The sequence below is a fragment of the Methylobacterium sp. AC433 genome, from assembly GCF_979253015.1.
In genome coordinates, this window is the sequence record NZ_CEEDBN010000002.1 from 318,881 (window position 1) to 330,684 (window position 11,804).

Below are 11,804 nucleotides of genomic sequence, written 5' to 3' on the forward strand. Positions count from 1 at the left end.
ACGGGAGGCGGCTGCAGGCTGGTCGTCCGTCGCGCTTCAGGCGGCGCGGACGGTCGCGAGGAAGCGCAGCACCTCGGCGTTCAGATGCTCGGCTTGGCGCGTGAGGTCCGAGGCCGAGGTCAGCACCTGGGTCGCCGCCATTCCGGTCTCCTCCGCCGTGCGCGCCACGTCCGCCACGTTCGTCGTCACCGCATCCGTCCCGGTGGCGGCCTGGGCGACGTTGCGCACGATCTCCTGCGTGGCCGCCTCCTGCTCCTCCACCGCCGCCGCGATCGAGGTCGCGACCCCGGAAATCTCCCGGATGCGCGCTCCGATCCCGCCGATGGCCCCCACGGCTTGGCCGGTGGAAGCTTGGATCTGGCCGATCTGAGCGCTGATCTCGTCGGTGGCCCGCGCGGTCTGGTTGGCGAGTTCCTTGACCTCGGCGGCGACCACCGCGAAGCCGCGCCCCGCCTCGCCGGCCCGGGCCGCCTCGATGGTGGCGTTGAGCGCCAGGAGGTTGGTCTGGCCCGCGATGCTGGAGATGAGCGCCACCACGTCGCCGATGCGGCTGGCGGCATCCGCCAGGTTCCGCACCAGATCGGCGGTCGCCGTCGCCTCTGTCACCGCCGCCTGCGCCAGGATGGCCGATTCCGAGACCCGCCGTCCGATCTCCTGGACCGACGAGCCGAGCTCCTCGGCCGCGGCCGCCACGGTGGTGACGTTGGTGGCGGCCTGGATGGCGGCCGCGGCCGCGCCGGAGGATTGGGCGGCGGTCTGGCCTGCGGCCGAGCTCATGCCGCGCGCCGTCCCGTGCAGGGCGCCGGCCGCCGCCGACACGCTGCCGACGATGCCGCCCACCGTCGCCTCGAAGCCGTCCACCACCTGCTGCATGCCGGCCCGGCGCTGGCCTTCGGCCGAGGCCCGTGCCAGGGCCGCCTCGTCCTCGAATTGCCGGGTCCGGAGCAGATTGTCCCGGAATACCTGCACCGCGCCCGCCATCGCGCCGAGTTCGTCCCGACGCCCGGCATAGGGAACTTCGGAGATCGCTTCTCCGTCGGCGAGACGGCGCATCGCGCCGGTCATGCGCTCGATGGGGCGTGTCACGCCGCGCACGACCCAGATCATGCTGGCGACGCCCAGCACGAGGGCGAAGGTCAGGACCGCGACCTGCGTCATCGCACCCGTCCTGGCCTTCACCGCCGCCTCGGTCGCCGTGGCATCGAGCTGGTTCACGGCGGCGAGGGGAATCGCCATGATCAGGTCGATCGCGGGTGTCGATTGCGCACGCGATTCCGCGAGGGTCGGCCGCGGCAGCGTGGTGTCCGCCAGCGTGGTGATGAGGGCCTGGTTGCGGGCAGGGAAGGCGCCGCTGAAGTAGCCGTCACGAGCCTTCCGGATGGCGCCTTTCAGCGCCTCCGAGGCCGGCATGCTCTCGACTATGGATTCCACGATGCCGAAGGCGAACTCGGTCTGGCGGCTCAGGACGGTGTAGTCTTGGACGTCCTTCGCCGTGATCGCGCGGTTCTGAGCCAGCACGTCGTTGACGATGAGGTTGGTGTTGCCAGCCAATGTCCGGGCCGACCAGCCGAGTTCCCGCACACGCAGCAGGTTGGAGAAACTCGAATCCAGCTGGCGGATCTGCGCCTCGGTCGCGGCCAGGAGTCCTTCGATCGCGGCGATCAGGTTGCCGGTCGCGTCGTTGACCCGCTTGGTGAGGCCTGGTTCGCGCGCCGCCACCGGCAGAGCGAGATTGGTATCGACCTCCTTGCGAACCTGCTGCAGCGCCTTGAAGCGTTCGGCGAACTGGCGCGTATCGAGGCCTTCCTGAGCCGAAAGGCGCTCCAGGGCGACGGGGAATGCGTCGTCGCTGACCTTGCGGCGGGCCGCGATCTCACTGAGATTCGGTCCGAGCTTGTCGGCGTGGAGCGCCAGCGCCGAAACCATGGAACCGCGCTCGAATCGCAGTTCTGAAAGTCCTCGAGACAGCATCAGCTCGCCCCCGGACAGTTGCGAAACGAGATTAGACCGTGTCCATCGTCCGAATGATCCATAGAGATCCGTCGCGGCTTCGTAGAAGGCGAAGAGGCTCAGGACGGAAATGATTGCGAACAGTCGCGACTTGATGGACATTGCTCGACTTTGACCATACGAAATAGAGTTCGGTGCTCTTGTATCCTTTATCAGAAAAATCGTTGATAATGTGTTTGAGTTTCGCAGTTTAGTTCATGTCTAAACATGGTGGGTCATAGGCCGGAGAAGACTTCTCGGGTCGAGCCTCCGGCCTATGACCCATCGGGAAGGCGGGCCGGCCTGATCGCCGCGATCCGTCCGAGCGTGCCATGGACACACCCGCATCGCTCCCACCGCCGTGGCGGCGCCGGCCCTTAGGCGCGACGGACCGGTATGACGGCCGACAGCGCGGCGAGCAGCCAGCCGGCCATCAGGGCGAAACCGCCGGTCGGTGCCGCCGTGGGGAACAGCGGCGTGCCGTGGAGCGCCCGGAGCGCGAGGTCGCCCGAGAACAGCGCGAGGCCGACCACGAGAGCACCCGCCGCGAGGCGGGTCATCGGCCGGTGCGTCGTGCCCGTGGCAGCCAGCGCCACAAGCGCGAGGATCGCGGGAGCGTGGAAGAGCAGGAACTGCGCGGCGGTCTTCAGGCTGTCGGCTCCGCTGACATGGGCGGCCGCCGCACTCGCGGCCACGCCGAGGAGCCCCGCGAGGGCACCCAGGGCCAGGAGGACGCGATCGAGGCCGCTCACGCGCCGCGCTCCTGCAACAGCCGGGCGACGCTGGCCCGCAGCTCGGGCACGCCCCGGTCGTCGCGGCTCGAGGTGAGCAGGATCTCCGGAAAGGCCGCCGGGCGCCGGGCGATGGCGGCCTGAACCCCGGCGATGCGGGCATCCATCTCGGACTTCTTGAGGGCGTCGCCCTTGGTCAGCACGATCTGGTAGCTGACGGCGGCCTTGTCGAGTCCGTCGAGGACGTCCGTGTCGATGCTCTTCAGGCCGTGGCGCGAGTCGATCAGCATGAACACCCGGGCGAGGTTCGAGCGGCCCTTCAGGTAGTCGTGGATCAGGTCGGTCCAGGCCTCGACCTTGGTCTTCTCCACCGCCGCGTAGCCGTAGCCCGGCATGTCGACCAGGGTCAGGCGGCCGCCGATATCGAAGAAGTTGAGCTGCTGGGTGCGACCCGGCGTGTGCGAGGTCCGCGCCAGGGTGTTGCGTCCGGTGAGCGCGTTGACCAGGCTCGACTTTCCGACGTTCGAGCGGCCCGCGAAGGCGATCTCGACGCCCTTCATCGGCGGCAGGGCGGGGACGTTCGGCGCCGAGGCGATGAAGTCGGCCGCCCCTGCGAACAGCAGGCGTCCCGCCTCCAGAAGGGCGGCATCGTCTTCGGCTTTGGACATCGGGCGGCTCCGGACGGAAGAGGCGCATCCGCCGCCCTCGCGAGCCGACACGCCGGAAACAGGAAGTCCTCCCCGTCGCGAGACGGAGAGGACCGGTTGGACTGTCGTGCCGTGGCCGAAGCCTCGGAGCTCGGCGCGCCTCAGTTCTTGGCGACGGCGTTCTTGTCGGCGGCCTTGCCCCGGAATATCCCCCGCAGGTTGTCCCACAATTCCACCTTCACGCCGTTGCGGCGCATGATGACGTATTGCTGGATCACCGACAGGGTGTTGTTCCAGGCCCAGTAGATCACCAGGCCGGCCGGGAACGAGCCGAGCATGAAGGTGAACACGATCGGCATGAAGGTGAAGATCTGCGCCTGGACCGGGTCCGGCGGCGCGGGGTTCATCTTCATCTGGATGAACATCGTGATGCCCATGATGATGGGCCAGATGCCGAGGTGCACGAAGTCCGGGGCCGCGTAGGGAAGCAGGCCGAACAGGTTGAGGAAGCTCGTCGGATCGGGCGCCGCCAGATCCTGGATCCAGCCGAAGAACGGCGCGTGCCGCATTTCGATGGTGATGAACAGGACCTTGTACAGCGCGAAGAAGACCGGGATCTGGATCAGCACCGGCCAGCAGCCGGCGACCGGATTGATCTTCTCCTTCTTGTACAGCTCCATCATCGCCTGTTGCTGCTTCATCTTGTCGTCCGCATAGCGCTCGCGGATCGACGCCATCTCCGGCTGCACGGCCTTCATCTTGGCCATGGACTGGTAGGACTTGTTGGCGATGGGCAGGAACAGCAGCTTCAGGCAGAAGGTCACCACCAGGATCGACACGCCGAAATTGCCGAACAGGTGGAAGAAGAAATCCAACGCCCGGAACATCGGCTTGGTGATGAAGTGGAACCAGCCCCAGTCGATCAGCAGGTCGAACTGCTTGATGTTCTGGTTCGCCTGGTAGGCATTGACGGTGTTGACCTCCTTGGCGCCGGCGAAGAGCTGCTGCGTCGCGGCGGCCGAGGCGCCGGGCTGCACCACCTGCACGTTGCCGAGCACGTTGGCCTGGTAGACCTTGGTGGCGCCGTCGGTCCGCTCGGTGAAGCTGCCGGTATAGGGGGTCGACTGGTCCGGGATCGCGGCGGCGGCCCAGTACTTGTCGGTGATGCCGACGAAGCCGCCGGTCACGCCGGCCCAGGTCTTGCCCTTGGTGCTGGCATTGCCCAGCGCCGGCTCCTTGGCGAGGTGATCGTAGGTGTATTCCTGCAGGCCGTCGGCGCCGAGGACGCCGATCAGACCCTCGTGCAGCACGTAGTAGCCCTGGGTGTGCGGCTTACCCCAGCGCGAGACGAGGCTGTAGGGATAGAGGCTGACCGCGTTGGCGCCCTTGTTCTCGACCTCGTCCCGGACCGTGAACAGGAACTTGTCGTCCACCGCGACGATGCGCTTGAACACGAGGCCGGCGCCGTTGTCGTAGCTCAGCGTAACGGGCTTGCCCGGCGCCAGGGTCTCGGCATCGGCCGTCCAGACGGTGTCGCCGTTGGGCAGCGGGCCGGCATTCTGGCCGACCCAGCCGAATTCCGCATAGTATGGGTTCTCGGTGCCGGTCGGCGAGAGCAGGACGATGCGCGGGCTCTTGTCGTCGACCGTCTCGTGGTAGTTCTTCAGCGAGACGTCGTCGATGCGGCCGCCCTTCAGGGCGATCGAGCCGGCGAGCGCCGGCGTGTCGATGGCGACGCGCGGGGAGCGCGCGATCGCCGTCTCGCGGGGCACAACGCCGCCGCCGGCGCCGGAGGCGCCCGGCAAGGTTCCGGGAACGGGATTGGCCGGGCCGCCCTCCTTCGGGCTGGCGCTCGGTACGCCGTCAGGACCGGCCGGCTGCGTGGCCGCCTTGTTCTGGAGGGCGGCCTGACGCTGCTGCTCCACGCGCGGGGCGGCGACGAAGTAGTTCCAGCCGAGCAAGACCGCCAGCGACAAGGCGATCGCGACGATCATGTTCGTCTTGTCATTACCCATCGGTCGGTCCGTCGCATGCGTTGGGAGAAGGGGAGGGCGCGTTCGCGCGGGCCGGCACCTGACCGGACGCCGCGGCGGAGGCCGTCGCGCCCGAGGCCAATACCGGAGCCGTCGGCGATGCGCCAGACTTCGAATCGTCGGGCGCGGGCGCACCTTTGCCGCGTCCGCGCCGGGCGGGACGCGGAGGAGACGATTCGGATTTCGGTCCCTGCGGCTTCGTCACCACGGCGACGGCACGGCGCAGGTCGTCGACGAGGGTCTCGAAGGGCGCGTGCAGGGCAGGGCGCCGCGCCACCAGCACCACGTCGGCCGGGCGCACCGGCAGGTCGCCGGCGGCCCGCGCCACGGCGGCGCGCAGGCGCCGCCGGATGCGATTGCGCTCCGTGGCGTGCCCGACCCGCTTGGTGATGGTGAAGCCGATGCGCAGCCCGTCGCCGGACGGCTCGCCGGAGGCGCCGTCGAGGGACGGCTCCGCGGCGCGGACGAGGCCCTGCGCCGACAGGCGTTCGTTGTGGAAGCGGCGCCCGCCGGCCGCAGCCAGGAACTCTGAGCGCCGCGTCAGCCGCCCGATCGCCGACGTGGCCGATGACATGGCCGATCCGATCTCGCAGCGGGTCCTGTGGCCCTTGGCCAGACTCATGATGTGGCGCGCCGTCCGTGACGGCGCCACCGGTCTCTTAGGCCGAGAGCTTCTTGCGGCCGTGGGCGCGACGGGCCGCGATGACCTTGCGGCCGCCGGCCGTGGCCATGCGAGCACGGAAGCCGTGACGGCGCTTACGCACGAGCTTGCTGGGCTGGTAAGTTCTCTTCATGGCGCGATCTCCGAATGGCCGAGGATCGATCCGGGCCGCACCGAAGGCCGCGCCGGATATTCACTCGCCCTGAAATGTGTCTGCAAGCGCGAACAGCGCCCCTCGAGGGCGCCGCGTCGCGATGGCGCGGCTTATGGGGCAAGGTCCCGCCCGAGTCAATTCCGGAGCGTGCCGAAACGGCATGATCCCTGACCCCGAACGAGGCGCGCGGGCCGCGACGGCATCAACCATTCGTTAACCGATCCGCGCCATCCTGTGATCCTGTTCGGTGCTCCCGGACAGCGCGCGGACTTTCCCGTTCGCTCGCTTGGACTGCTCCCGAAACTCGCCTGTCAGGCCGCCCCGCAACGGGCGGCCTTTTTTCGTCTCCGGTCCTGCGCAATTGCCGAGGGCTGTGGTCGCACGCCGGACCGATGGCACCGACCGGCCGGGTTAACGTTAACGACCGGTAAATGCCGCGGACCGGGGCGTTCGGCGCTAGAGTTGCGCAGACAGGTGCAAACGCGCCGCCTTCGTCCCATTTCGGAACGCAATCGGTTCGGTCGCGGCACAGGAGGCACCATGAGCGGGTTCGACGTCATGTTCCGGGACGAGCGCGACTGGGTGAATTTCGGTGACACCTACGTCGCCTCGGAGGCCTTCAAGGTCCTCTTCCGCGAGGGCATGACCCTGGTGGAGGAGGCGGCGGCCTACCTCGACGGCACGGGTCGCGAGGAATCCCGCCTGATGTCCCGCGACGGCACGCTGAGCTATGCCGGCGAGAGCATGCGCCTCACCACGCGTCTGATGCAGATCGCCTCCTGGCTCCTCGTTCAGCGGGCCGTCTCCGAGGGCGAGCTGACGCCGGCTGAGGCGATGCAGGAGAAGACCCGGGTGCGGCTGACCACGCCCGAGACCTTCCGCGGCGACGTGTTCGGCGTCCTGCCCCCGACCCTTCAGGATCTCATCGTGCGCTCGCGCCGGCTCCACAGCCGGATCCTGCACCTCGACGGCCTGATCGCCGACGAGCGCCCGACCCCTCAGCCCCAGGAGAGCCCCGTCGTCGCCCAGTTGAGCCTCCTCCGCTCCGCCTTCGGTGCGGCTTCCGCCTGACACGGCCGCGCGCCCGGTTTCGAACCGAGCGAAGGGCTCCTGAACGCAGAACGGGCGGCACCGAGGGTGCCGCCCGTTCTGCGTCGTTCCGAGGGCACCGCCGCGTCGTCGCGGCGGAGACCCGAGGCGCGCTTACTTCTTGCCGAAGGAGAGGGCGCCGAAGCGCGAGTTGAAGCGCGACACGCGGCCACCGCGATCGAGCATCTTCTGCTCGCCGCCGGTCCAGGCCGGGTGGGTGTTCGGATCGATGTCGAGGTTGAGGGTGTCGCCCTCCTTGCCGTAGGTCGACCGGGTCATGTACTCGGACCCGTCGGTCATCACGACCTTGATGAAGTGGTAGTCGGGATGCTCGGTACCCTTGGCCTTGTCGGCCGCGCTCTTTGCCATGACGAAATCCTTGAATAGCCAAGCCGACCGGCCCGTCTGGCGGCCCGCGGCCATAGATCACGCGCAATCGGATGAAGGCGCGCCTATACCTCACGCACCCTCGCCCGACAAGCGTGCGCCGATCGAAGAGACCGCCGGCCGGTCGCTTTTCCTGGAAGACCAATGATGACGAGGCACCATGGCTCGCGGCCGTGACAAGAAAATCCCCGGGGAGGCCCGGCCGAAGGCACCGCTCGGTTCGCTGCGCCCGCTGATTCCGTTCGCGATGGTCTATCGCGGCCGGATGCTGGCGGCGTTCCTGGCGCTCCTGGCCGCTTCGGGCGCGACCCTCGTGGTCCCGATCGCCCTGCGTCGGGTCATCGACCATGGCTTCTCGCCCGAGGGTCAGAGCGTGATCGACACCTACTTCGCCGCCCTGATCGGCGTGGTGGCGGTCCTCGCCCTGTCGAGCGGCGCGCGCTACTACACGGTCGCGACGCTCGGCGAGCGCGTGGTGGCGGATCTGCGCACCGCCGTGTTCCGGCGCCTGACCCAGCTCGACCCCGCCTTCTTCGACCGCTCGCTCTCGGGCGAGATCATCTCGCGCCTCACCGCGGATGCCACGCAGGTGAAGGCCGTCTTCGGCGTCTCGATCTCGATCCTCCTGCGCAACGCCTTCCTGTTCACCGGCGCCGTGGTGATGATGGTCATCACGAGCCCGAAGCTGTCCGTGCTCGTCCTGGCGGCCATTCCGCTCATCGTCTTTCCGCTGATTCTCTCCGGCCGCGGCGTGCGGCGGCGCTCCCGCGCAGCCCAGGACCGCCTCGCCGACGCCTCGGCCTATGCCGCCGAGGCGGTGAACGCGATCCGCACCATGCAGGCCTTCGGCATGGGCCGGACCACGGCGGCCCGCTTCGCCGCCGCCGCCGAGAACGCCTACGGGGCCGCCCGCGACTCGATCCAGGCACGGGCGCTCCTCACCGGCGTCGCGATCTTCCTCATCTCGGCCAGCGTCGTCGGGGTGATGTGGTACGGCGCGCAAGGGGTCCTGGCCGGCACCATGACGGCGGGCCAGCTCTCGCAATTCGTGCTCTACGCGGTGTTCGGGGCGAGCGCCCTCGGACAGCTCTCGGAGGTCTACGGCGAGCTGGCCCAGGCGGCCGGCGCGGCCGAGCGTCTCGGCGAGATCCTGGCCGCCGAATCGACGATCCGCTCCCCCGCCGATCCGCTGGCCCTGCCGGTGCCCGCCAGGGGCGCCGTGGCCTTCGAGACCGTGCGCTTCCACTACCCGACCCGGCCGGACCATCCGTCCCTCGACGGCATCAGCTTCGCCATTGCGCCCGGCGAGCGGGTGGCCCTCGTCGGGCCGTCGGGCGCCGGCAAGACCACGGTGCTGCAATTGCTGCTGCGCTTCTACGATCCGCAATCCGGCCTCATCCGGATCGACGGCGTCGAGATCGCCCGGGTGGACCCGGACAGCCTGCGCGAGCGCCTCGCCCTCGTGCCGCAGGACCCGACGGTGTTCTCCGGCTCGGTGCTCGAGAACATCCGCTACGGGCGGCCGGAGGCGACGGAGGCCCAGGTCCAGCGCGCGGCCGAACTCGCCCATGCCGACGGCTTCATCCGGGCCCTGCCGCAGGGCTACGACACCACGGTGGGCGAGCGCGGCGTCACCCTCTCCGGTGGCCAGCGCCAGCGGGTGGCGATCGCCCGGGCCATCCTCAAGGATGCGCCGATCCTGCTCCTCGACGAGGCGACCTCGGCCCTCGACGCCGAGAGCGAGCGCGCCGTGCAGACCGCCCTCGACACGCTGATGCGCGGCCGGACCACTCTGGTCATCGCGCACCGCCTCGCCACGATCCGCAAGGCCGACCGCATCCTCGTCCTCGACGGCGGCCGGATCGTCGAGAGCGGGACCCACGAGAGCCTGCTCGCGCAGGGCGCCCTCTACGCGCAACTGGCGGCGCTGCAGTTCACCGACGCCCACGACGACGGCATGCGCGCCCGCGAGCCGCGGCCGCTGCTCGACGCCCTGCCCGCGGAGTAGGGCGCCAGGGCGTGGCCGGCCGCGGGGTCAGCCCGCCGCGCCGGTCCCGTTCAGGGGATTGGCCTCGTCCCAGGCGTAGCCCAGGGTCTCGAAGCGCATCGCGCGGGTGTCGACCATGAGGAGGCGCCCGACGAGGGGCTCGCCGAACTCCGTCACCGTGCGGATCACCTCCAGGGCCATCAGCGAGCCCATGATGCCGGCGAGCGCGCCCAGCACGCCGGCCTCGGCGCAGGGCGCGACGCTGCCGGGCGGCGGCGGGTTGGGGAACAGGCAGCGATAGGTCGGGTGCGGGCGACCGCCCGCATCGGTCTCGTAGGGCCGCAGGGTGGTGAGCGAGCCGTCGAAGCGCCCGAGCGCCGCCGTCACCAGCGGGCGCCGGGCGTGGAAGCAGGCGTCCGAGATTGCGTAGCGCGTGGCGAAGTTGTCGGACCCGTCCGCGACCACGTCGTAGGCGCCGATGAGCGCCTGCGCATTCTCCGGGGTCAGGCGCGTCGCGTGCGTCTCCACGGCCACGTGCGGGTTGAGGCGCGCCACCGTCTCCGCTGCGCTCTCGACCTTCAGGCGGCCGATGTCGGAGGTCGCGTGGATCACCTGCCGCTGCAGGTTCGACAGGGAGACGGTGTCGTCGTCGACGAGGCCGATCGTCCCGATCCCGGCGGCCGCGAGGTACTGGATCAGCGGCGCGCCGAGGCCGCCGGCGCCGATGACGAGGACCCGGGCGGCCTTCAGGCGGGCCTGGCCCGGGCCGCCGACCTCCGGCAGGACGAGGTGGCGGGCATAGCGTTCGACTTCGTCGGGGGAGAAGGCCATGCCCCGCAGATAAGCCCCGCCGGCGTGCGGCGAAAGCCCGGCCGCGAATTGCACCCCCGCGCGACGGCGCTTATGGCCGTTCGCACCCGGACACCCCGCGAAGAGTCCCGCCCATGCCGAACGTGCCCCGCGACCGCTCCCCCCTCGCTCTCGCCAAGAGCCTGATCCGCTGTCCCTCGGTGACCCCGGAGGAGGGAGGCGCGCTCGCCTGGCTCGCCGGCATCCTCGAAGGGGCCGGATTCACCGTGGAGCGCCCACGCTTCTCGGAGCCCGGCACGCCCGACATCGACAACCTCTACGCCCGCATCGGCACGGGCGCGCCCTACCTGCTGTTCGCCGGCCACACCGACGTGGTGCCCCCCGGCGACGTCGCCCGCTGGCGCCACGGCCCCTTCGCCGGAACCGTGGAGGACGGGGTGCTGTACGGGCGCGGGGCCGTCGACATGAAGGGCGGAATCGCCTGCATGCTCGCTGCCGCCCTCGATTACCTGGATGTGGCCGGTCCGGACTTTCCGGGCTCGATCGGCTTCCTCATCACCGGTGACGAGGAGGGGCCGGCGATCAACGGCACGGTCAAGCTCCTCGAATGGGCGCGTGCCCGCGGCGAGCGCTTCGACCATTGCCTCCTCGGCGAGCCGACCAACCCGGATTCCCTCGGCGACATGATCAAGATCGGCCGGCGCGGCTCGCTCACGGGACGGCTCACCGTGCACGGCCGCCAGGGCCATGTCGCCTATCCGGATTTGGCCGAGAACCCGATTCCCGGCCTGCTGCGCCTCGCCTCGGCGCTTCTCGCCGCGCCGCTCGATGCCGGCACCCGGCATTTCGGCGCCTCGAACCTCGAATTCACCACCCTCGACGTCGGCAACACGGCCACCAACGTCATCCCGGCCGAGGCGCACGGCACCTTCAACATCCGCTTCAACGACCGCTGGACCGCCGAGACCCTGGGGGGGGAGATCCGGGCCCGCCTCGACGCGGCGGCCGGGCGCAGCGTGCGCTACAGACTCGACCTGCTGCCCTCCAACTCGCCGGCCTTCCTCACGGAGCCCGACGCCTTCACCGAACTCGTCGCCGGCGCCATCGCCACCGAGACCGGCCGCCGCCCGGTGCTCTCGACCACGGGCGGCACCTCGGACGCGCGCTTCATCAAGGATGCCTGCCCGGTCATCGAGTTCGGCCTCGTCGGCCAGACCATGCACCGGACCGACGAGTGCGTGCCGGTGGCGGACCTGAACCGCCTGACGGCGATCTACACGCGGGTCCTGGCGGCGTACTTCGCCGCCTGATAGGGC

At 69.8% G+C, this 11,804-nt stretch carries 11 protein-coding genes; 3 read left to right on the forward strand and 8 right to left on the reverse strand.

Features of this window, described 5'->3' with window-relative positions; all coding sequences use genetic code 11:
• Nucleotides 1–36: 36 nt before the first annotated feature.
• The 6 genes from AC0IWM_RS05015 to rpmH all read right to left on the reverse strand — a co-directional run bounded on the left by AC0IWM_RS05015 (nucleotide 37) and on the right by rpmH (nucleotide 6,194).
• Nucleotides 37–1,926 (reverse strand): methyl-accepting chemotaxis protein, encoded by a 1,890-nt coding sequence (locus AC0IWM_RS05015; protein ID WP_471753345.1) that lies wholly within the window; start codon nucleotides 1,924–1,926, stop codon nucleotides 37–39.
• Between the two features lie 440 nt (nucleotides 1,927–2,366).
• The gene (locus AC0IWM_RS05020; protein WP_471753346.1) at nucleotides 2,367–2,741 is read right to left on the reverse strand and encodes a DUF423 domain-containing protein; all 375 of its coding nucleotides are present in this window, start codon (nucleotides 2,739–2,741) and stop codon (nucleotides 2,367–2,369) included.
• The gene (gene yihA / locus AC0IWM_RS05025) at nucleotides 2,738–3,388 is read right to left on the reverse strand and encodes a ribosome biogenesis GTP-binding protein YihA/YsxC (protein ID WP_471753347.1); all 651 of its coding nucleotides are present in this window, start codon (nucleotides 3,386–3,388) and stop codon (nucleotides 2,738–2,740) included. The genes AC0IWM_RS05020 and yihA overlap by 4 nt, the downstream gene beginning before the upstream one ends.
• A gap of 140 nt (nucleotides 3,389–3,528) precedes the next feature.
• The gene (gene yidC, locus AC0IWM_RS05030; RefSeq protein WP_471753348.1) at nucleotides 3,529–5,382 is read right to left on the reverse strand and encodes a membrane protein insertase YidC; all 1,854 of its coding nucleotides are present in this window, start codon (nucleotides 5,380–5,382) and stop codon (nucleotides 3,529–3,531) included.
• The gene (gene rnpA, locus AC0IWM_RS05035) at nucleotides 5,375–5,974 is read right to left on the reverse strand and encodes a ribonuclease P protein component (protein WP_471753349.1); all 600 of its coding nucleotides are present in this window, start codon (nucleotides 5,972–5,974) and stop codon (nucleotides 5,375–5,377) included. The genes yidC and rnpA overlap by 8 nt, the downstream gene beginning before the upstream one ends.
• 85 nt (nucleotides 5,975–6,059) lie before the next feature.
• Nucleotides 6,060–6,194: a 50S ribosomal protein L34 gene (gene rpmH / locus AC0IWM_RS05040; protein WP_055947927.1), complete on the reverse strand. Its 135-nt coding sequence runs from the start codon at nucleotides 6,192–6,194 to the stop codon at nucleotides 6,060–6,062.
• A 561-nt stretch (nucleotides 6,195–6,755) separates the two neighbouring features.
• Between rpmH and rcdA the strand changes: the two genes are divergently transcribed.
• Nucleotides 6,756–7,286, forward strand: a complete 531-nt coding sequence (rcdA, locus tag AC0IWM_RS05045; RefSeq protein WP_471753350.1) for a protease adaptor protein RcdA — start codon at nucleotides 6,756–6,758, stop codon at nucleotides 7,284–7,286.
• Between the two features lie 132 nt (nucleotides 7,287–7,418).
• Here rcdA and rpmE read toward each other — a convergent pair whose 3' ends face one another.
• Nucleotides 7,419–7,673: a 50S ribosomal protein L31 gene (rpmE, locus tag AC0IWM_RS05050; protein WP_055948879.1), complete on the reverse strand. Its 255-nt coding sequence runs from the start codon at nucleotides 7,671–7,673 to the stop codon at nucleotides 7,419–7,421.
• A 178-nt stretch (nucleotides 7,674–7,851) separates the two neighbouring features.
• Here rpmE and AC0IWM_RS05055 point away from each other — a divergent pair, with 178 nt between their 5' ends.
• Entirely contained in the window at nucleotides 7,852–9,699 is a 1,848-nt protein-coding gene (locus AC0IWM_RS05055) for an ABC transporter transmembrane domain-containing protein (protein ID WP_471753351.1), read from the forward strand.
• A gap of 27 nt (nucleotides 9,700–9,726) precedes the next feature.
• Here AC0IWM_RS05055 and AC0IWM_RS05060 read toward each other — a convergent pair whose 3' ends face one another.
• Nucleotides 9,727–10,509 carry a HesA/MoeB/ThiF family protein gene (locus tag AC0IWM_RS05060; RefSeq protein ID WP_471753352.1) on the reverse strand — a complete coding sequence of 261 codons (783 nt, stop codon included), beginning with the start codon at nucleotides 10,507–10,509 and terminating at the stop codon, nucleotides 9,727–9,729.
• 113 nt (nucleotides 10,510–10,622) lie between these two features.
• On the opposite strand from AC0IWM_RS05060, the gene dapE reads away from it, so the two are divergent.
• Entirely contained in the window at nucleotides 10,623–11,798 is a 1,176-nt protein-coding gene (gene dapE, locus AC0IWM_RS05065; RefSeq protein WP_471753353.1) for a succinyl-diaminopimelate desuccinylase, read from the forward strand.
• Nucleotides 11,799–11,804 lie beyond the last annotated feature (6 nt).

What these genes read in the sequence shown, in the direction of transcription:
- rpmE (WP_055948879.1), bottom strand. Translation starts at nt 7,673, where the DNA reads ATGGCAAAGAGCGCGGCCGACAAGGCCAAGGGTACCGAGCATCCCGAC.
- dapE (WP_471753353.1), top strand. Translation starts at nt 10,623, where the DNA reads ATGCCGAACGTGCCCCGCGACCGCTCCCCCCTCGCTCTCGCCAAGAGC.
- rcdA (WP_471753350.1), top strand. Translation starts at nt 6,756, where the DNA reads ATGAGCGGGTTCGACGTCATGTTCCGGGACGAGCGCGACTGGGTGAAT.
- AC0IWM_RS05055 (WP_471753351.1), top strand. Translation starts at nt 7,852, where the DNA reads ATGGCTCGCGGCCGTGACAAGAAAATCCCCGGGGAGGCCCGGCCGAAG.
- yidC (WP_471753348.1), bottom strand. Translation starts at nt 5,382, where the DNA reads ATGGGTAATGACAAGACGAACATGATCGTCGCGATCGCCTTGTCGCTG.
- rpmH (WP_055947927.1), bottom strand. Translation starts at nt 6,194, where the DNA reads ATGAAGAGAACTTACCAGCCCAGCAAGCTCGTGCGTAAGCGCCGTCAC.
- rnpA (WP_471753349.1), bottom strand. Translation starts at nt 5,974, where the DNA reads ATGTCATCGGCCACGTCGGCGATCGGGCGGCTGACGCGGCGCTCAGAG.
- AC0IWM_RS05015 (WP_471753345.1), bottom strand. Translation starts at nt 1,926, where the DNA reads ATGGTTTCGGCGCTGGCGCTCCACGCCGACAAGCTCGGACCGAATCTC.
- AC0IWM_RS05060 (WP_471753352.1), bottom strand. Translation starts at nt 10,509, where the DNA reads ATGGCCTTCTCCCCCGACGAAGTCGAACGCTATGCCCGCCACCTCGTC.
- yihA (WP_471753347.1), bottom strand. Translation starts at nt 3,388, where the DNA reads ATGTCCAAAGCCGAAGACGATGCCGCCCTTCTGGAGGCGGGACGCCTG.